We start from the raw sequence: 20900 nt of genomic DNA on the forward strand, positions 1-20900 counted from the left end.
CCTGAGAGACCACCTCCCGGAGAGGTGGTCTTTCTCCCTTCTTAACGCTCGCGGAACGCCTCCGCTTTCGCCCGCAGGATCGGTTTCAGCAGATAGGCCATCACCGTTTTCTTGCCGGTAATGATATCCACCGAGGCCACCATCCCCGGAATAATCAGCAGCGGCTTCTCATCCGTGCCGAGATGGTTTTTGTCGGTGCGCAGACGAATGATATAAAAACTCTTCCCGTCTTTGTCGGTCACCGTATCGGGGCTGATCTGCTCCAGCGTGCCCTTCAGCCCGCCATAGATCGTATAGTCGTAGGCGGTGAACTTCACCGTCGCCTCCTGACCCGGACGCAAAAACGCAATGTCCTGCGGACGGATCTTGGCCTCCACCAGCAGCTTGTCGTCCAGCGGTACAATCTCCACCAGGTCGTTACCCGGCTGGATCACGCCGCCGATGGTGTTCACCAGCAGCTGCTGGACGACGCCGCGCACCGGAGACGTCACCAGGGTGCGATTCACCCGGTCGGTAATCGCCTTACCCGAAGCCTCTATTTTGCTGAGATCGGTTCGCGCCTCGTTGAGCTGCCCCAGCGCCTCGCTGCGGTAACGGCCCCGCGTTTCGCTGACCTTGCTCTCAATCTCCTTGATGGCCGCTTCCGCCCGGGGGATGGCAAGCAGCACCGAGTCCAGCTGCCCCTGAGTTTCCACCACGCCACGACGCAGACGGAGCACTTCTACTTTTGAGATTGCCCCTTTGGCCACCAGCGGTTCAGACATGCTGACCTCCTGCTGCTGCAACCCCAGGCTACGGCGGTACTGGCTGACCTTGCCCTGGAAGTCGAGCAGCTCCTGCTTCTTCTGTACCAGCTGTTCGTTAAGCCCGGCCAGCTCGCTCTGAATGCGTTTGTTAACGCTGGTGAACAGCTCCATCTCGCCACTGGCGATATCCGGTGCCTGCTGAACAATTTCCGGCGCCAGGGTCAGGGTGGTGGCATCGTTAAGCTGTGCGGTCAGACGCTGGATCCGCGCCTGCAGCGCCAGTCGATCGGCATCGGTTTCCCCGGCGTTGGAGCGAAACTGGGTATCATCCAGACGCAGCAGCGGCGCCCCGGCTTTCACCACCTCGCCTTCATGCACAAAGACCTCGGCCACGATCCCCCCTTCGAGGTTCTGCACTTTTTGCAAACGGGAGGAGGGAATAGCCCGCCCTTCCCCACGCGTCACTTCATCAATACTGGCCAGCGAGGCCCAGAGGATCATAGCGATAAAGAAGACGAGAATTGCCCACAGCGTCACGCGTACCACCCGCGGGGCATCATCCAGCAAGGCTTTGTTCACCTCATTGGTGGTGAACGGTGCCGGCTGTTTATCTCCTGACAGCCAGCTCATCAGACGGCTAAGCGACTCAACGATTCGCATGAATTTGTCCTTTCTTCAGCGCGCTCATAACGCTCTCTTTTGGACCGTCGGCAATGATTTTGCCGTTGTCGACGATAATCAGACGATCCACCAGCGTCAGCAGCGAGGCACGATGCGTCACCATCAGCAGCGTTTTGTTGCTGATGACCGGTATCAGCGCTTTTTTAATCAGATCTTCGCTGGTGTTATCCATCGAACTGGTAGGTTCATCCATCAGCAGCACCGGGGGATCGAGCAGCAGCGCGCGCGCCAGCGCCACCGCCTGCCGCTGGCCGCCGGAGAGACTCATCCCCCGCTCGCCCACCTGCATGTTGTAACCGGACGGATGGCGACGGGCGAACTCATGTACCCCGGTCAGGGTGGCGACCCGCAGCATGGTCTCGTCGTCAACGTAGCTGGCGCCGTAGACCAGATTCTCCCGCAGGGTACCGCTGAACAGGTGGATATCCTGAGGGGCATAGCCGATGTTATGGCGTAGATCGTGGACGTCTATCTGGCGGGCATCAATGCCGTCGATCAGCACGTTGCCGCTGTCCGGCTGATAAAAGCCGACCAGCAGTTTCGCCAGCGAGCTTTTGCCCGACCCACTGCGGCCGATGATCCCTACCTTCTCGCCGGGCTGGATCGTCAGCGAGACATTGCTGAGCGAGGCATACTGATTGCCCGGGTAGATAAAGGTGACGTCGCGCAGCTCAATGGCACCGGAGAGTGTTTCCCGCTTCAGCGGCACCTCGTTGTCCTGCACCTCCTGCTCGAGGCCCATCATCCGGTCAATGGTGCCTTTGGTCATTCTTGCCCGCTGATAGCGAGTGATCAGGCTACAAAGCTGGCCGATGGGCATCATGGCGCGACGGTGCAGCAGGTAGCAGGCAATCAGCCCACCCATACTCAGGTTGCCGCCAATAATGATGTAGACCCCGGCCACGATAATGGCCACCCCGCTGAACTGCTGCAGCCAGGCGGTAAAGTTCACCGCCACATAGGAGAGCGACTTCACCCGTAACTCCAGCTTGCTGAGCTGACCGGTGAGGTGTTCCCACTGATACTGGCGCTCGCTCTGGGCGTTGTTGATCTTGATGGCATCCAGGCCAGTGAGCGTCTCCACCAGCATCGCCTGGCGTTCGTTGGAGAGCTGATAGGTTTTCTTGACCCGCGACATCAGCGGGCGCTGGATCAGCCAGTTCACCAGCAGCGCCAGCGGATAGCAGAGCAGCGGGATAAAGACCAGCGGCCCCCCGATGATGCCTATAACCAGCAGGATCAGCAGGGTAAACGGCAGGTCGATAAAGGCGGTCAGCGTCAGCGATGACAGGAAGTCTCGGATCGACTGGAACTCCTGAAAGTTCTGCGCGAAGCTCCCCACCCGCTGCGGGCGGAGCTTCATCTTCATCCCCAGCAGCCGCTCGAACAGCGCCGAGGAGACCACCAGGTCGGTCTTTTTACCCGCCAGGTCGAGGCAAATGCCCCGCAGGATCTTCAGCACAAAGTCGAACACAAACGCGATGCTGATGCCGATCGCCAGCACCCACAGGGTAGCGGTGGCCTGGTTGGGCACCACCCGATCATAGACGTTCATCACGAACAGCGGGGCGGCAAGTGCCACCAGGTTAACGAGGAAGCTGGCGACCACCGCATCCAGGTAGAGGAATTTCGACAGTTTGAGCGTGTCCTGGAACCAGGCTTTGGTGCGCGGCAGCGTGGCCGTCGGTTGCGCATCAAACTCATGTTCCGGGGAGATGAAAATCACCCGGCCACTGTAGTTCTCCGCCAGCGTCTCGGGCGAGACGGTAATCTCACCGCCTTCCGTTTCACTGGGCAGCAGACGCGCGCGCTGCTGTTGATCCCAGCCAATCAACACCGCGGTCTGATTGTTTTTCAGCAGCAGAACGGCGGGCAGTGACATCGCGGTGATGTTTTCCAGCGGACGTTGCACCACCCGCGCCTTGAGCCCTGCCCGCCCGGCGGCGCGCGGAAAGCTCTCAATCGTCAGGGTGTGGGCTTCCAGCGGCAGACCGGTGGTCAGGACGTTGCGGCTGGTGGCAATGTTATGCAGTTTACAGACGATCATCAGCGCATCCAGCAGCGGATCGTCATGGCTTTGCCGCGGATCCTGTCTGCCCTGCGCCTGCGGGGTCATCTCGATGCGATCGGGGGAGTCAATGTCAGGCGTCATTCTCTGCCTCAGTGTTCTGCAGACGTCTGCCGCAGGTAAAAAAAAGAGGGTTATTACCGGTCGTTGTGTCGGCAATAACCCCGTCAGCCTTTAAGGGCGGCTTATTTTAATTCAGGCAGCTCCGTCTGTGAACGCTGTGCCTGATCGAGCGGTTGCGCTGCCGACGGCGCCTGAATGTTCAGGCTCTTAAGCAGTTCGCCGGTTCGGGCGTTGATGCGGTAGGTGGTAAACATGTCCACAAACTGCAGCTCGACGTAACGGCGCTGGGCGCTGAACACTTCGTTTTCGCTGTCCAGCATATCGAGCAAGGTACGGTCGCCCAGGCTGAACTGCTCCTGATAGGCGCTCCGCACCTTCACGCTGCGATCGGCATAGTCTTTGGCGATAGGCACCTGTTGCCTGGCGTTTTTCAGGGCGTTCCAGGCCAGACGCAGCTCTTCGTTCAGCTGACGCTGGGCGTTATTTTTCACATCCTGCGCCTCTTTCATTTTGTAGGCGTAAGAGGTGAGCGTGGCCTGGTCGCTGCCGCCGTTGTACAGGTTGTAGCGCATACGCAGCATCGCCTGCCACTCCTGGCTGTGCCCGCGGGTGCCATCGATGTTGTTATCCATGGTACGACCGACTTCAACATTCACATCCGGGTAGAAGCGCGATTTTGCCGCCTCGTACTGCTGGCGGGTCGCTTCCACATCGGCATCGGCCTGCTTCAGCAGCGGGTTATTTTCCAGCATCACCGAACGCGCGGCGTCCAGCGAGGCAGGAACCACGATTTTAGTGGGCATCACCAGCGTATCAGGCTCTTTGCCGGTAATGCTCTGGTAGTTGGCACGGGAGTCTTCGAGGTTAGTTTGCTCGGTCAGCAGGTTGTTGCGCGCCTGCGCCAGGCGTGCTTCCGCTTGATCGAAGTCTGCCTGACGGCCCACGCCCTGCTCGGTACGCAGGCGGATCTGATCGAACACCCGCTCGTGATTCTTCAGGTTATCTTCTGCCAGCGCCACCATCTGCTGGCGCATCAGGACATCGAGATAGCTCTGGATCGCCTGCAGAGCGGTAGATTCGCTGGTATTCAGCACCGTCCAGGCACGCGAGTTGACCGTCGCTTTCTGGCGGCCCACTTCGCTGGTGGTCGCAAATCCATTGAAGACGTTCTGCCGCAGGTTGATGGCGGACTCGCTGCGGTGCAAATCACGCAGATGATCCCCTGCCGCACGGGTGCTGGCGTTATCGGTTTGCTCCCAGCCGGTACCGGCCGTGAGATCCAGCGTCGGCAGATAACCGCCTTTGGCGGCGCGGAGATCCTGATCTGCGGAATAGCGGCTGTTGACCGACGCGTTAACTTCCGGGTGCCATAACAGGCTATCTTTTACGGCCTGCTCCAGGGTAGTGGCCTGGCTCTGCGTGGCGCTCAACACCAGCGCCGCACCCATCACAATCTGACTATACTGTTTCATCTTGCTGTTTTTCCTTCATATCCCTTGATTGTTGGTCAATACCCACCAGAGAAAATCCCATTAGACCGAGGGAAAAAATGCATCCTGCGAGTTTATGATCGGACGGGATCCCTCGTCTGACCTGAATTCATCTCATTTTTGTTGCCGCGCAGAGCCCAACTGCACCCTGCGCGGCGGCGGATCAGACGTGCTCTTCCGGTTTCGCGATCAGATTATCCAGCATCGCGTCGTTACCGGCATCGTAACCGTCCGCTCCGGCTATCTCACCGCCTTCAGCGGGAACATGTTCGACCTCCCCCGGGCCCTCTGCCGCATCGCTCTGCGGACCGGCCTGAATCAGATTGCTGAGATCGTTATGCTCCTCGTCGTGGATGAGATCGCTGAAGTTCAGCTGCTCCTCCTGACCCGGGCTGGCGCTTTGCAGCGTGGCGAGGGACTCGCTCTGCGCATCGCCCAACAACGCATCACTGGCATGATCGGCCGATGCCGTCGACGTCTCGCTGTGCTCTGCGTTCGTGGTGTTGAGCATCAGATTGTCGTCATCGATTAACGAGGCGGCGCGATCGTCAGCATCCAGGCTGCTGGTGTGCGTCTGCTTATCGCTCTCCTCACCGTCATGATCGGGATGACTCTCCTCAACGCTGTGGCTGGCCATCAGAGAACGATCGTCGTCAACAGCGTCATCGGCATGCTCTTCCCCACCGTGGCTTTCGCTGACGAAGGTTCCGCCCTCTTTGCCGTCAACCGTGAATTCGGTTTCGTGCTGTTCGACAGCGGTAGAGTCCACTTCCAGCGTGACCTTACCAAAATCGCTGCTACCGGCCGGAAGTTCGACGCTGACCTGGCCGGTATAGTGCGAGGTATCGTTATCAAAGGTCAGGATGTAGACCCCTTTTTCCGCATCGTAAGTGACGCTGGTGTGGTTACCCGTAAAGGTCGCACCTTCAGGAATACCGTCCAGCGTGATGCTCCTCAGGTGGTCGGTGCTGTCTGAGCTTTCGAGATTCACGTCAAGGTTCAGGGTAGCCGTTGTGGTAACGGTGGTACTGCCCCCGTGCGAAGAGGATGGCCCGTCACCAAAAATAACGCCCTCAATGCCGTTGGCGTTCTGGAACGGCGACTTCCCGGTCTCATTATCAACCACATGCAGGTTATCTATGTCGTTGTTTTTGCCGTTCTGTGGATGATCGACCCCGGTGACGGTGTAGTCAGCCTCATTACCCTGAACAAAGATATAGTCCTTACCTACGCTGCTCTGCGGTAAGCCCTGGTTGCCGGTAATGCCGTTGAGCGGCCGGAAGTCATAGCGATCCTGCGGCCAGTCGCTCTGCTGGTAGTAGCCACCCGTATGGTCACCGACCACAAAGATATCGGTATGGGTCTTATCACCATTATTGGCGTTAGCGTTACCCTGGCTGTTGTAGTAGTGGATCTGATCCGCACTGTCAGCCTTCGGCACGAAGTCGCCCTGCACCTTGCCGTCCGGGCTATCCGGGGTCAGCCAGACGTGCACATTACTGCCGATCGCCACGATCACGCCGTTCTGAATATCGTAACCGTTCGGATCGCCGCTGCCGCCGTTAATGTGGATGATCTTGTCATCTGACGTCTCGGTCGTTTTACTGCCTGGCGTGACGGTAACGGTCAGTTTGATGTCGGAATCAGCATCTGCATCTGCATCTGCGTCCGCATCGGTATCGGCATCGGCATCGGCATCAGCATCTGCGTCGGCGTCAGCGTCTGCATCAGCATCCGCATCTGCATCGGCGTCCGTATCTGCATCCGCATCCGCATCAGCGTCAGAATCCGCATCAGCGTCAGCGTCAGCGTCAGAATCGGAATCTGCATCCGCATCGGCGTCGGCGTCCGCATCAGAATCCGCATCGGCATCGGCATCGGCATCGGCATCGGCATCGGCATCGGCATCGGCATCGGCGTCAGAGTCTGCATCGGCATCCGCGTCAGAATCAGCATCGGCATCGGCATCTGCGTCGGCGTCGGCGTCAGAATCGGCATCGGCATCGGCATCGGCGTCAGAGTCTGCATCGGCATCCGCGTCAGAATCGGCATCTGCGTCGGCATCTGCATCGGCGTCCGCGTCAGAATCCGCGTCGGCGTCAGCGTCAGAATCCGCATCGGAGTCCGCATCAGCATCCGCATCTGCATCAGCATCGGCATCTGCGTCGGCGTCAGAATCTGCATCCGCATCCGCGTCGGCATCCGCGTCGGCATCCGCGTCGGCATCCGCATCCGCGTCAGCGTCAGAATCGGAATCTGCGTCCGCATCGGCGTCCGCATCGGCATCGGCATCTGCGTCAGCGTCCGCATCGGCATCCGCGTCGGCATCAGCGTCAGAGTCTGCATCGGCGTCCGCGTCCGCATCGGCATCGGCATCGGAATCGGCATCAGAATCAGAATCCGCATCGGCATCGGCATCCGCGTCGGCATCAGCGTCTGCGTCTGCATCGGCGTCTGCATCCGCGTCGGCATCAGCGTCCGCATCCGAATCGGCATCAGCGTCCGCATCCGAATCGGCATCAGCGTCCGCATCCGAATCGGCATCGGCGTCCGCATCGGCATCAGCGTCCGCATCGGCATCGGCATCCGCGTCGGCGTCCGCATCGGCGTCCGCATCAGCATCGGCGTCGGCGTCGGCGTCAGAATCAGCATCGGCATCAGCGTCCGCATCCGCATCCGCATCGGCGTCGGCGTCCGCATCGGCGTCCGCATCGGAATCGGCATCGGCATCGGCATCAGCGTCAGAATCGGCATCAGCGTCCGCATCAGCATCAGCATCAGCATCGGCATCAGCGTCCGCATCAGCATCGGCGTCGGCATCGGCATCAGCGTCAGCGTCAGCGTCAGCGTCAGCGTCCGCATCGGCATCGGCATCGGCATCGGCATCGGCATCGGCATCTGCGTCTGCATCGGCGTCAGCATCTGCGTCGGAATCGGCGTCGGCGTCGGCGTCAGCGTCAGCGTCAGAATCTGCATCCGCATCCGCATCAGCATCAGCATCGGCATCGGCATCAGCGTCCGCATCAGAATCCGCATCAGAATCCGCATCAGAATCCGCATCGGCATCGGCATCGGCATCGGCATCTGCGTCTGCATCGGCGTCAGCATCTGCGTCGGAATCGGCGTCGGCGTCGGCGTCAGCGTCAGCGTCAGCGTCAGAATCTGCATCCGCATCCGCATCAGCATCAGCATCGGCATCGGCATCAGCGTCCGCATCAGAATCCGCATCAGAATCCGCATCCGCATCGGCATCGGCATCGGCATCGGCATCGGCATCGGCATCAGCATCAGAATCCGCGTCGGCATCCGCATCTGCGTCCGCATCAGCATCCGCGTCGGCGTCGGCGTCGGCGTCAGAATCTGCATCCGCATCAGCATCAGCATCAGCATCGGCGTCGGCATCAGCATCGGCGTCGGCGTCGGCATCAGCATCAGCATCGGCATCTGCGTCGGCATCGGCATCGGCGTCAGCATCCGCATCGGCATCCGCGTCGGCATCTGCGTCAGCGTCCGCATCGGCATCCGCGTCGGCATCAGCGTCAGAATCTGCATCGGCGTCGGCGTCAGAATCTGCATCCGCATCTGCATCCGCGTCAGAGTCCGCATCAGCATCCGCATCCGCATCCGCATCTGCGTCGGCGTCAGAGTCTGCGTCGGCATCGGCGTCAGAATCTGCATCCGCATCGGCATCCGCGTCGGCATCTGCGTCCGCGTCCGCATCGGCATCGGCGTCTGCATCCGCGTCAGAATCTGCATCCGCATCTGCATCAGCATCTGCATCCGCATCGGCGTCCGCATCGGCATCAGCATCCGCGTCTGCATCCGAATCCGCATCGGAGTCCGCATCAGCATCAGCATCAGAATCTGCATCCGCGTCAGCGTCCGCATCGGCATCAGCGTCAGAATCGGCATCTGCGTCGGCATCTGCATCGGCATCGGCATCGGCATCGGCGTCCGCATCAGAATCCGCATCCGCGTCAGAATCTGCATCCGCATCGGCGTCGGCGTCCGCATCGGCATCTGCGTCGGCGTCAGAATCTGCATCCGCATCGGCGTCGGCGTCCGCATCGGCATCAGCATCAGCATCAGCATCGGCGTCGGCATCCGCATCGGCATCCGAATCCGCGTCGGCATCAGAGTCTGAATCTGCATCCGCATCAGCGTCAGAATCGGCATCTGCGTCGGCATCTGCATCGGCATCGGCATCCGCATCAGAATCTGCATCCGCGTCCGCGTCGGCATCCGAATCCGCGTCGGCATCAGAGTCTGAATCTGCATCCGCATCAGCGTCAGAATCGGCATCCGCATCGGCATCGGCATCCGCGTCGGCATCCGCATCCGCATCGGCGTCAGAATCCGCATCGGAGTCCGCATCCGCATCGGCGTCAGAATCCGCATCGGAGTCCGCATCGGAGTCCGCATCGGAGTCCGCATCAGCATCAGCATCGGCGTCCGCATCTGCATCTGCATCTGCATCAGCGTCCGCATCGGCATCCGCATCGGCATCCGCGTCGGCGTCGGCATCAGCGTCCGCATCGGCATCAGCGTCCGCATCGGCATCAGCATCAGCATCAGCATCAGCATCAGCATCAGAATCGGCATCTGCATCCGCGTCGGCGTCCGCATCGGCGTCCGCATCGGCGTCCGCATCGGAATCGGCATCTGCATCTGCATCTGCATCGGCATCGGCATCGGCATCTGCGTCGGCATCGGCGTCAGCATCCGCATCGGCATCTGCATCTGCATCCGCGTCAGAGTCTGCGTCGGCATCGGCATCGGAATCGGCGTCAGCGTCTGCATCGGCGTCCGCATCGGAATCCGCATCGGCATCGGCGTCTGCATCCGCGTCAGAGTCTGCGTCGGCATCGGCATCGGCATCGGCATCCGCATCTGCGTCTGCATCGGCATCAGCATCGGCATCGGCATCTGCGTCAGAATCTGCATCGGCGTCCGCGTCCGCATCGGCATCGGCATCGGAATCGGCGTCCGCATCAGAATCTGCATCCGCATCGGCATCCGCGTCAGAGTCTGCATCAGCGTCCGCATCGGCATCCGAATCCGAATCCGCATCGGCGTCCGCGTCGGCATCTGCGTCAGCGTCCGCGTCGGCATCGGCATCGGCATCTGCGTCAGCGTCCGCATCGGCGTCCGCATCCGCATCGGCATCCGCGTCAGCGTCGGCGTCGGCATCGGCATCTGCGTCTGCGTCAGCGTCTGCGTCCGCGTCCGCATCGGCATCAGCGTCTGCATCGGCATCGGCATCGGCATCGGCATCCGCGTCTGCATCCGCGTCAGAATCCGCGTCAGCATCAGCGTCTGCATCGGCATCCGCGTCAGCATCAGCGTCTGCATCTGCATCAGCGTCAGCGTCAGCGTCAGAATCGGAATCTGCATCCGCATCCGCATCCGCATCGGCATCAGCATCGGCGTCGGCGTCGGCATCAGCATCGGCATCAGCATCGGCATCGGCATCGGCGTCAGAATCGGCATCTGCGTCGGCATCTGCATCGGCGTCCGCATCAGAATCCGCATCGGCATCAGCGTCAGAATCTGCATCAGCATCCGCATCGGCATCGGCATCGGCATCCGCGTCAGCGTCGGCATCGGCATCCGCATCGGCATCAGCATCAGAATCGGAATCTGCATCCGCATCGGCGTCTGCGTCGGCGTCCGCATCAGAATCCGCGTCAGCGTCGGCATCGGCATCCGCATCGGCATCAGCGTCAGCATCAGAATCGGAATCTGCATCCGCATCGGCGTCTGCGTCGGCGTCGGCGTCCGCATCAGCATCGGCATCAGCGTCAGCGTCCGCATCGGCATCCGCGTCGGCATCAGCATCGGCATCGGCATCAGCATCGGCATCAGCATCGGCATCGGCATCGGCATCGGCATCGGCATCGGCATCGGCATCTGCGTCGGCATCCGCGTCAGCATCAGAATCGGAATCTGCATCCGCATCGGCGTCAGCGTCAGAATCTGCATCGGCGTCGGCGTCGGCATCGGCATCTGCGTCTGCGTCTGCGTCTGCATCGGCGTCAGAATCAGCATCGGCATCAGCGTCGGCATCCGCATCCGCGTCAGCGTCAGAATCGGAATCTGCATCCGCATCGGCATCCGCATCCGCGTCAGCGTCAGAATCGGCATCAGCGTCTGCATCCGCATCGGCGTCAGAATCAGCATCTGCATCCGCATCGGCATCCGCGTCGGCATCGGCATCAGCATCCGCATCAGCATCAGCATCAGCATCAGCATCAGCATCAGCATCAGCATCGGAATCGGCGTCGGCATCGGCATCCGCATCGGCGTCTGCGTCTGCATCAGAGTCCGCATCCGCGTCTGCATCAGCATCTGCGTCGGCATCAGCGTCTGCATCCGCATCGGCGTCAGAATCGGCATCGGCATCGGCATCCGCGTCGGCATCGGCATCGGCATCGGCATCGGCATCGGCATCCGCATCCGCATCCGCATCCGCATCCGCATCCGCATCCGCATCCGCATCCGCATCCGCATCCGCATCAGCATCAGCATCAGCATCCGCGTCGGCATCCGCATCTGCATCGGCGTCAGAATCAGCATCAGCATCAGCATCGGCATCGGCATCGGCATCAGCATCGGCGTCTGCATCCGCATCGGCGTCCGCATCCGCATCGGCGTCCGCATCGGCATCGGCGTCCGCATCCGCATCCGCGTCAGCGTCAGAATCGGAATCTGCATCCGCATCGGCGTCGGCGTCGGCGTCGGCGTCGGCGTCCGCATCAGAATCCGCATCGGCATCGGCATCGGCGTCAGAGTCTGCATCGGCATCCGCGTCAGAATCAGCATCGGCATCTGCGTCGGCGTCGGCGTCCGCATCAGAATCCGCATCAGCATCGGCATCAGCATCGGCATCGGCGTCAGAATCGGCATCGGCATCGGCATCGGCATCGGCATCGGCATCAGCGTCAGCGTCTGCATCCGCATCGGCATCTGCATCTGCATCTGCATCCGCGTCAGAGTCTGCGTCCGCATCGGCATCGGCATCGGCATCGGCGTCAGAGTCTGCATCGGCATCCGCGTCAGAATCGGCATCGGCATCTGCGTCGGCGTCGGCATCGGCATCCGCGTCGGCATCAGCGTCTGCGTCTGCATCTGCATCCGAATCCGAATCGTCAGTATCGAGCAGCGTTAATTCTTCCGGGGGCTCATCATCAGGAAAATCAAGGCCGATCGTCGGGTAACCTGCATTAGGGTCGACAATCTCAGCGGTTAAATCGAGCACGACGTGGGTATGCGACCCTCCGCCGCTGCCGCCTGGCTCACCCCCAGAATCACCGGGCTGAGGACCTGCGGCCGGCGCCTCCAGGGTTTGCGTCGGGTCCTGCCCGTCGGCAATGGCCTGCTGAATAGCTGCAACGTCCTGCTGCTGGGCCGCTGTGGCATCGGTGGCCACATGCCCTGCGCTGTCCCAGTGGCTGTCACGGCCCAGATCTAACTGTTTGCCGTTCGCCAGCGATAAGGTAATCGCACCAGTTGCTCCCGTCTGGACTTGTTCCCCGTCGAGGACCCTGTCACCTTCCGTCAGCAACCGCGTGCTGCCATCAGGACTGACTGCGAATACCTGCCCTATTACTGCTTTGACGATCCCGGATACGCCGCTCATATATTTATCCCTCAATCCTTTTCACGCCCAATTCATCCATTGCTCAGGCTTAGAATGCTAAAAGAGAATTAAATCTGTATTAGTAATTTGCTGTGCAACTCTGACTACGATACGCCTTTCAGCAACAAATTTATTGATGCAGGCCCGAGTCAGGGCCTTATATTAATAGATGACATGAATGAATAGAAATTTTAAAAGGTATGCCTATCAAAACAGGGAGCCAGGCCATCGCCCCCTGGTCATTGTTGATTAATCCCTTCACGTAACGATAGGGATTAAATAAGCCCTTCATCATCCTCTGCGATTAACCCTTCCAGACCACTCAGCGAGCGGCGCGCCTGCGCACGGCTGGTGAGTTTCGCCTGCGCAGCTGGCGGCAGATCGGTAATGGTGATCACGCCTTTGCTCATCAGCACCTCGATCAAGTCTTCAAGCACGCGCACCATTTCAAGGTCGCTCTGCCGCAGTTGATACAGCGTGGCTTCGCGGATCTCTCGCTGACGCATCCACTCGTCAATCTCGGGTGTGCACAGGTCATGCTGTTCCGTCATCGTGGAAAAAGGGGTCAGCTCCACCCGAATAATTCGTCTTTCCGTATCGCGTTCTACGTAATACATTTTCAGCCTCCGTTCAGCCTGTGAGGTTAATTTCCGCCCAGCGTACTGGCGTCAGCGAAATAGCGACCCATCGCGCCATGAAGGCCAATTTTTTCCAGAATCGTCAGTTCACCAGCTGTTTCCACACGTTCGGCAATAAGCGGCAGGTTAATCTGGCGTGTCGCCCAGTAAATTGCCTCAATAAACAGTTTTTTATCGTCCTCGCTGTCTATATCGCGAATATAACTGCCATCAACTTTAATCCAGGCCAGACCCCACTGCGGTAAATTGCCGATAAGGTGGAAACGACCACCAAAATGCTGGATCCCCAGACGACAACCCAATGCCTTCAGACGACTGACCAGCACGTTTACGCGCTCAACATCGGGAAGCTCATTTTCATCCAGCTCAAGAGTCAGCCAGGTAGCCAGCTGCGGTGCACCTTTCAGCGGTTGCAGCAGAGCGTTCAGGCTCTGGTCGTCTCTGACGCTGGCACCGCTGATACTGAGCGCCAGCGGGCGCGGCGATTTTGCCAGCTCTTGCAGGGTCTGTTGCAGCATCACGATGTCCATGCGACGGCTGAGATCGAGACGGTGGATCCACGGCATAAAGCGCCCCGCCGGCACCAGCTCACCCTCACGGGTTTTAATGCGGGCAAGGATCTTATGGTGCAGCACCACATGCGCGTTGTTGCACTCATACACCGGCTGCGAGAACAGCTCAAAGGTGCCATTGGTCAGCACGGTATCCAGGCGAGTGTACCAGCTGTGATGATCCTCTTCGCGCTCTCCGGTCGGTACGGTATCGGAGCTGGCAAAGAAGCGCATCTCGGTTTCCGCTCTCGCCAGCGCCTGGTCCGCCTGCGCCAGCACCGCCTGGGGGGTATCGCCCACGTTAAAAGGAACCAGCGCGAAGTGGGCGACCGGCGTCACGTCGCTCATGCCCGTCTCAGACAGCGCCTTCAGCTGGGTGCTGAGGGTGTTGCTCAGGTTATCGAGATCCTGCCCGAGGATCTGCGGGGCGATAATGGCGAACTCCCCGCCGCGCACGCGGGCGACAAAGCCTTCGTTGTGAAAATAGTTGCGCTGCAGGCCGGTCAGAATATCCGCCACCGCCACCAGCAGCCGATCGGATTTCGCCCCGCCAAGACGCTGGTTGAGGCCCATCAAATCCTGGACCCGCAGCAGCAGGATGTGGCCGCCGGCGTTCTCTTCATCGCTCAGGCGCGACTGTAGCTGCATATCAAACGCGCGGCGGTTGCTCAGACCGGTCAGGCTGTCATGATAGGCCTCCTGACGCAGGGACTCGGTGCGCCGGGCCTGCTCGCTGAATAACGCTTTAAGCTGGGTCACCATCATGTTGGTGGCCTCAACGACCCGGCGCAGCTCCGGGGTCTTCGGCAGGGCCGGCACATTGAGGAACTCGCGGCGGCAGATGGCCATCGCCTGGTCGACAATATAGTTAAGCGGGCGCAGCCTGCGGCGTAATAGCAGGGTGGCGGCGAGCAGGAACAGCAGGCTACAGCCGGTCAGCCACAAAAAGCTGGCGACAATGCCGTTCCACAGGCGCGCCAGGGCAAACATCGGATGGCTGACCACTTCGACCCGGGCGACCTGGGTCCAGCCGCGCATCACGATGGCATCGCCTTCGCCAGGGCTAAGGTGCACCAGCCGCACGAACCACTGCGGGACGCGGGTATCCTGGGGCACATCGCTGCGCTCGATGATCGGCTTATTGGTCTTAATGTCGATCACGCGAATGCGATAGAAATAGCCGCTGTCGAAGATGGAGTTCACCATCAGCTCGGTCATGGTCGGGTCGTCGATATGGGTGGTCAGCGACAGCCCCAGCGCCGTCGCCGCATCCTGCGCGTGGGCGCTGAGCTGGTTGCGGTACTGCTCCCGTGAGCTTTCCAGGGTCACCACGAAGTTCCCGCAGAAAATGACGAACGTAAATAAACAGATGCCAATCAGTAGCTGTTTATAAAGAGACATGGCCCTATCCTATTCATTAATTACAAATCCTTCTGCACGCATTCGGGTGAGAAGATCCTGCCAGCGGGAGAGCCTTTTGCTGTCGCCCACGCGTTTGTTGCCGCCGGACTGCGGCAGCCAGAGCCCTTCGCCGTTAAACGCGTACACCGGAAGCAGGTCAGTACGCTGGGTGGCCGGCAGGATGGCGGTTTTAAGATTATCCAGAACCAGCGGGATCGCCGTGGGGGTGGAATACCATGTCACCACCATATGCGCCTGATTCAGTTCGAGTGCTTTTACATAGGTAATACGTAACTGGTTCGCAGGAACGCCCATTTCGCGCAGGGTAAAATATTTCGCCAGCGCAAAGTCCTCGCAGTCCCCTGCCCCTTTACGGAGAAATTCAATCGGCGTTGCCCAGTAATCCTGCTGCTTCCAGACGACGATATCATCCCGGAAGGCCATTCTGGCGTTAAAAAACTGATTAACCTGCTTTAACTTGTCCTGGATCGTGCCCTGCGCTGGGTTGTTAAGCAAGGCCGCCCACTCATCGATCCGCTGCCGCGCGGCGGGGGTGGCTGGGCCATACAGCCGCTCGGTGCGGGTGCTGATGGCACTGAAATCCCACCCGGCGCCGAGCCCGGGGGAGATAACCAGCAATGCCACCAGCCAGAGCGACAACCAACGTCGACACTGCACTGAGATGAAGGAACGCGGAGGTCGCATGGGAGCGGCTTACTGCTCGCCTGACCGGGCGCGCCAGCGTTGACGATACGCGACATAGCCAGACAGGTAGTGCTCAACATCGTCGATCCGCACCCGGTAGCTATGGTGGCGAATAAAAAAACTGCCGACGATACGTGGCGGGTTTTTAAAGAACATCGCCAGCTCCGGCCAGAAAAAGCCATTAGCCAGGTAGCGGGCGCGGGTCTCCAGCGCCTGATTGAATACCGCCATGTCGAAGCCCGCCAGCAGGTGTTTATGCGGCGAGGTTTCAAGCCGCGCGATCATCCGCGATGCCGCCATCATCAGCTCCAGCAGCGTGGGATAGGTAGTAACCCGGTTCTGGACAAAATCGAGGTGGTCGCGCACGTTATCCAGCCCAAACTGGTAATAACGCTCCAGCGGCCGGTACAGCGTCAGCTCGTTCACGCAGTAGCTGAGCCAGTGATCGTGGGCCTGCCAGTGCTTCTGTTCGATAAAGTGATCCATTGCCCGCTCGACCATTGCCAGCCAGCGCGGCGCCTTTGTCAGCCCGTAGAGACGCATCAGCGCGAAAGCCGCTTCACCGTCGTAATAGATAATGCGGTGCGCCGCCTTCAGGGAGAGATCCCGGCCGTTCAGCACATGCACAAACCCACCCGTCTGGGGATCCTGCATAAAGCCAATCCCGTTCGCCAGCCGCGCCATCTGCTCCAGGTAGCGGGGATCGCCGGTCAGCTCGCTGTATTTCGCCATCGCCAGGATGCATACCGCGTTGCCGCCCAGCTTGATCTCATCCCCGGTATCCACCAGGAAATCGGCTTCGCTGCCATCCGGCAGGGTATAAGTGCGAATAAAGCTGGTGCAGAGATCGGCCAGCGCCCGCTCGATCGCCGCGAACTGCGCAGGCTGTCGCGTCACCTCCCAGCCTTCGAGCAGCGCATAGGTTGAGCTGGCGTGGCGCAGGGCGTTATAGGTCGGAATGGCGCGATCGAAGCAGGGGAACCAGCCGTACTGGTAGCGCCCGGAAGGGGTAATCTGGCGCGCCAGATAATCAGTGGCCGAGGCGATCATCGGATCCAGCGCCGTCGCCTGCCAGTCGGGTAGCTGGCGGTAACCGCTGTTACGCCCGATCGACTCGACAGGCAACAGCTGCTCGCCATCGCAGAAAAAGGCCCGGGTGGTGAAACGCCAGAGCGCCTGGTCAGGCTGTTCGGGCCAGCTCAGCACCGCCCCGAAGCGACGACGGGTAAAATGGGCCAGGTTGTTGGCATTCGGCGTGGCGACGCCGTGATCGCCGTGATAGAGCAGCGCGTTGGCGGCAATTTCCTGCTCCAGCATGGCGTAGCGAAATGCCGGATCGAAGCTCAGGCCATAGCGAAAATAGTTACGTTTTGTTTTGGCTAACTGGGCTTGCAGCGTGTCCCAGCGCAGCGCTTTCACTTTATCGACGAGGTCAACCCGCAGCCAGCGGACGTCAGCTCCGCTCTGCTGTTGCCACTGTTGTAGCGCCCCGGCGCCCTGCTGCCAGGCCTGATCAAAGGTATCGCCATGACCCTGCACAATGTGCGCACGGTTTTGACTGTCGGAAGCACTAAAAAAGATCGCCCAGGAGGGGCAAACGGGCGGTTTAGGCGCAACGTCCAGCAATTCCATCGCCGGGCGGGTCTGCGCAAGTAAGTCACTGAGCGGCATGTTAACTCCTGATAACGCCAGAGGAACCCTGTCAGAAAAATCCTAACCGATGATAACATTATGTGTAATGCGTTGTGTATTCTGTATGTCTATTGTTTCTGCCGGGGAGGTATTGTGAGTCGATGTTCCAGGGTAGGGTTTCTGCTGCTGATAAGCGCTTTCGCTCACGCTGAAGAGCCGCTGCTGTGGAACCAACCGGCCAGCCGACAACACTGCCCCTCCAGCAACGACGCCGCCTGGGTGCAGTACCCGAGCGGCGAGGCCTGCATGCGCTATTTCAGCGCCGGAAATCTGCGTGACGCCCCGCTGGCGCTGGTGGTGTTGAAAGGCGACCGGGTCTCACAGATAAAGCGTTCACCCGACGCCATCCCCGGCAACACTGCCGGTGCCCAGCGCCGACTGGCCCGCACCATGCTGCGCCAGACCGGGCTGCCGACGATTGTTATCGCCCGCCCCGGCACCTACGGCTCCAGCGGCAACCACTACCGTCGTCGTCAGTTGGAAGAGTTTCAGGCGATCGCGGCCGCCCTTGACGCCATCAAAGCCCGCTACGGTATTCAGCGTTTTATCCTCAGCGGTCACAGCGGCGGCTCAACCGCCGCCTCGGCGCTGCTGACCACCGGCCGTCGCGATATCGACTGCGCGGTACTTTCCTCCGGCGCCTGGGGATTGCTGGAGCGGGCGCAGCGTTTACGTCTGCGCCAGGGCAAAGCTCTGACACCGGCACTGGACACCACCGGGCTCCCGCACCCATGGGATCCGCTCGATCATCTTGACGGGATCGCCGCCGATCCTCTGCGGCTGATCATGGTGATCGGCAGCCCACAGGACCGCAATACGCCGTTCGATCTGCAGGCGCGCTTTGCCGCTGCGCTGCGGGAACATGGCCACCGGGTGGAACTGCTGGAACGCCCCGCCGCCCCGCCGATGTACCACAATCTGCTGGGTAATGCCGCGGTCAACGCCATTCGTCTTTGTCCGCAGCGCGGACATATCCCAAAATCCTGAGGATACAACCCTGCGCCCCCGCCCGTGGTAGTGATAAACGCAGGCTGACCATGAGCTTTGGTCTCATCACCCAGGCTGATGGTCCTGAAATGAATAATAAAAAATCATGAGGAATAAATGTTGGCGTTGAATACATACTGACCATGTCGCCGCCTCACCGGAGCGGCGCAAAGGGCGAATTTTCAGGCGATACAACTGCCTGATTTAAAATTCCCGATTACAGTTAAGGAGACATCCCTCCGCTGTGAACAGGGTCAGGACAAACTGATGAGCGTGCCACTGCAAAAAATACCCCGCTGCGGGCTGATGCTGTTAGCGCTACTCCTGGGCGTAAGCGGGTGCTCTTCCCATGAAAATGCCTCCAGCCGGGCACGGCCGGTACAAAAATACTATCGCCCTGGGTACGTTCATCCCCCGGTGATGCCCGTGCAGCGCGTGCAGGAATCGTTCAGCGAAATGCCAGAGGACGAGCCGCCACCCGTGAAAGTGAAAAAACGGCCGCAGATCAAAGCCGCAGACCAACCACAGCCCAGGGCAATGCCGGTGCTGGACAATTCGTTGCCCGAGCAGATCTGGCAACCGGCGATAACCCGTCAGACGAGTCTGGAGCTGAAATCATGACGGAACGCGTCATCGGTGAACTGAGCAGCCGCCCTGAGATCAAGCGCCCGACGCTGCCTCTCTGGCAGAACGTCCTGGTAATTATCCTCACCCTCACCTATCTCATCTGCGAGCTGGCATTCAACTCGCGCCTGCTGGATCTGGTGGGAAGTCTCTCCACGCCCGATGAAATCCACAGTATGGAACGCTACGGCCGGGCGTTAACCGCCATCGCCGCGTCCCTGCTGATACTGCAGCTGGTGCTGGGCGGCAACGCCTGGCTGAAAAAACGTGGCATCGATTTTCCCGCACTGTATGTGGCAAGCATGGTGTTTTCGCTCTGCCTGCTGGCCGGCGTGGTGACCTGGCAGACGGTGGAACGGGTGATTGAGCATCAGGTTGCGCAAAGCACCGGCGAATTTCGGCATAAGGCGCTGCTGGCGCAGCTCTACCAGCAATCCTTAATTGACGGGCATCAGACGCTGGAGGGGATCCCGCTGGATCCCGACGGCGGGCAGCGGCAGACCTGGACCAGCCCGTCGGGGAAAGCGTTTTTAGCTATGCTGCCGCTTCTGATGAGCTCGGTCAGCCGCTATCACGACCTGCTCGAAAGCGAGGCGGCGCAGAACCTGCGTGACAGCATCAGCGTCCAGGAGGGGGGGCTCCTCGGCTATTACAAAGCCTGGCTGGCGGCGCGCGCGGAAATTTACAGGGACTATCTCGACTACTACGATGTTTCACAGAAAGAGGTGCGTTATCAGGGGGAGATAATCCCTGCCCGGCTCGACTGGGAGGCGTTTTTCATGCTGGAGGTGGTGCAGAAAACGCTGCGTGACAAGCTGTCCCTCCCCCGCCAGAGCAGGATCCTTTTTGAGTACCCCAAAGACGACGCCCTGAAACTGTTTGCGCTTGAGCTACAGGCACCCCATCTTGATTACGCTGTGCAACAGCAGATCCCGCGCCTGCAGGCCGAGCTGGCAAGCTACGGCGCGGGCGGCGCGAATGAAAAGCAGGGAGAGGATGCGGCGCGGGCGGTGATTGTCCCGCCGATTGCGTTAATGTTCTCGCTGCTCGGTGCCCTCACCCATCTGGCAAAACTGCTCTACCTGCTGCTGCTCCCCCTGAGCGCGGCCCTGCTCTATATCACCTCCTGGCGGCCGGTTCGCCTGCTCAATCGCCATCCGCTGACCTTCCCGGTGCTGACGATTTGCCTGCTGCCGGGCGTGTTTAGCATGATGAATAACAGCATCACGGCCTCTCCGGCTTATCACGCCTTACGTCATGGCTTGCAGGGGGCGGAGGTGGCGATCACCGACGAACCCTCGAGGCTGGGCGGCGGGACACTGTTACGGGTTATTCATGCGGTCAGCATCGGACAAAGTTACAGCTATCCGTTGAATCACGCCCTGCGCCAGAACCTGCTGATGGGCTTTGATTTTGGCTATGAAACACATGAAAACTAATGTCTTTTTTGGGACAATGAATCGGCCCGTTTTCGACGCCTTTTACTGCTGTTTTTTGAGCACAAAGTAGTGATAGCAGTTAAGATATATTCAGTGCTACATTACGCCGCCCAACGGCAACTCGCATTATCAGACCAGTCGACCTGTACGGTAACAGCCCGGAACCGTTAGTATTA

12 protein-coding genes are annotated in these 20900 nt (G+C 60.0%); 3 read left to right on the plus strand and 9 right to left on the minus strand.

The features are described from left to right. Positions 1–41 precede the first annotated feature (41 nt). The 9 genes from ES815_RS03280 to ES815_RS03320 form a co-directional block, all read right to left on the minus strand. Positions 42–1406: an HlyD family type I secretion periplasmic adaptor subunit gene (locus tag ES815_RS03280; RefSeq protein WP_142486609.1), complete on the minus strand. Its 1365-nt coding sequence runs from the start codon at positions 1404–1406 to the stop codon at positions 42–44. Beyond that, a complete protein-coding gene (locus ES815_RS03285; RefSeq protein WP_142486610.1) occupies positions 1393–3579 on the minus strand; it encodes a type I secretion system permease/ATPase in 2187 nt (728 codons plus the stop codon). The genes ES815_RS03280 and ES815_RS03285 overlap by 14 nt, the downstream gene beginning before the upstream one ends. A gap of 101 nt (positions 3580–3680) precedes the next feature. Further along, entirely contained in the window at positions 3681–5030 is a 1350-nt protein-coding gene (locus ES815_RS03290; protein WP_142486611.1) for a TolC family outer membrane protein, read from the minus strand. 181 nt (positions 5031–5211) lie between these two features. Beyond that, the gene (locus ES815_RS03295) at positions 5212–6561 is read right to left on the minus strand and encodes a hypothetical protein (protein WP_142486612.1); all 1350 of its coding nucleotides are present in this window, start codon (positions 6559–6561) and stop codon (positions 5212–5214) included. A 113-nt stretch (positions 6562–6674) separates the two neighbouring features. Next, positions 6675–12182, minus strand: coding sequence for a hypothetical protein (locus tag ES815_RS23725; protein WP_185902380.1), 5508 nt, complete (start codon positions 12180–12182; stop codon positions 6675–6677). Positions 12183–12962: 780 nt separating this feature from the next. After that, the gene (locus ES815_RS03305; RefSeq protein WP_142486613.1) at positions 12963–13304 is read right to left on the minus strand and encodes a tryptophan synthase subunit beta; all 342 of its coding nucleotides are present in this window, start codon (positions 13302–13304) and stop codon (positions 12963–12965) included. 26 nt (positions 13305–13330) lie between these two features. Next, the gene (lapD, locus tag ES815_RS03310; RefSeq protein ID WP_142486614.1) at positions 13331–15277 is read right to left on the minus strand and encodes a cyclic di-GMP receptor LapD; all 1947 of its coding nucleotides are present in this window, start codon (positions 15275–15277) and stop codon (positions 13331–13333) included. A gap of 9 nt (positions 15278–15286) precedes the next feature. Beyond that, complete coding sequence (gene lapG / locus ES815_RS03315) at positions 15287–15982, minus strand: cysteine protease LapG (RefSeq protein WP_142486615.1); 696 nt, start codon at positions 15980–15982, stop codon at positions 15287–15289. 9 nt (positions 15983–15991) lie between these two features. Next, on the minus strand, positions 15992–17653 hold the full coding sequence (locus ES815_RS03320; RefSeq protein ID WP_142486616.1) for a Mur ligase: 1662 nt from the start codon (positions 17651–17653) through the stop codon (positions 15992–15994). A gap of 114 nt (positions 17654–17767) precedes the next feature. Between ES815_RS03320 and ES815_RS03325 the strand changes: the two genes are divergently transcribed. From ES815_RS03325 to ES815_RS03335, 3 genes are all read left to right on the plus strand, one after another. Then, a complete protein-coding gene (locus ES815_RS03325) occupies positions 17768–18661 on the plus strand; it encodes an alpha/beta hydrolase family protein (protein ID WP_260609657.1) in 894 nt (297 codons plus the stop codon). Between the two features lie 267 nt (positions 18662–18928). Beyond that, positions 18929–19282 (plus strand): hypothetical protein, encoded by a 354-nt coding sequence (locus ES815_RS03330; protein WP_142486617.1) that lies wholly within the window; start codon positions 18929–18931, stop codon positions 19280–19282. Next, a complete protein-coding gene (locus ES815_RS03335; RefSeq protein WP_142486618.1) occupies positions 19279–20724 on the plus strand; it encodes a hypothetical protein in 1446 nt (481 codons plus the stop codon). The genes ES815_RS03330 and ES815_RS03335 overlap by 4 nt, the downstream gene beginning before the upstream one ends. The last annotated feature ends 176 nt before the right edge of the window (positions 20725–20900 follow it).

The organism is Leclercia adecarboxylata, from assembly GCF_006874705.1.
GTDB classification, from domain to species: Bacteria; Pseudomonadota; Gammaproteobacteria; order Enterobacterales; family Enterobacteriaceae; genus Enterobacter; species Enterobacter adecarboxylatus_C.

Excerpts from the sequence above, each read along its gene's own strand:
- ES815_RS03280 (WP_142486609.1), bottom strand. The coding sequence starts at position 1,406 with ATGCGAATCGTTGAGTCGCTTAGCCGTCTGATGAGCTGGCTGTCAGGA.
- ES815_RS03285 (WP_142486610.1), bottom strand. The coding sequence starts at position 3,579 with ATGACGCCTGACATTGACTCCCCCGATCGCATCGAGATGACCCCGCAG.
- ES815_RS03290 (WP_142486611.1), bottom strand. The coding sequence starts at position 5,030 with ATGAAACAGTATAGTCAGATTGTGATGGGTGCGGCGCTGGTGTTGAGC.
- ES815_RS23725 (WP_185902380.1), bottom strand. The coding sequence starts at position 12,182 with ATGCAGATGCAGACGCAGACGCTGATGCCGACGCGGATGCCGATGCCG.
- ES815_RS03305 (WP_142486613.1), bottom strand. The coding sequence starts at position 13,304 with ATGTATTACGTAGAACGCGATACGGAAAGACGAATTATTCGGGTGGAG.
- lapD (WP_142486614.1), bottom strand. The coding sequence starts at position 15,277 with ATGTCTCTTTATAAACAGCTACTGATTGGCATCTGTTTATTTACGTTC.
- lapG (WP_142486615.1), bottom strand. The coding sequence starts at position 15,982 with ATGCGACCTCCGCGTTCCTTCATCTCAGTGCAGTGTCGACGTTGGTTG.
- ES815_RS03320 (WP_142486616.1), bottom strand. The coding sequence starts at position 17,653 with ATGCCGCTCAGTGACTTACTTGCGCAGACCCGCCCGGCGATGGAATTG.
- ES815_RS03330 (WP_142486617.1), top strand. The coding sequence starts at position 18,929 with ATGAGCGTGCCACTGCAAAAAATACCCCGCTGCGGGCTGATGCTGTTA.
- ES815_RS03335 (WP_142486618.1), top strand. The coding sequence starts at position 19,279 with ATGACGGAACGCGTCATCGGTGAACTGAGCAGCCGCCCTGAGATCAAG.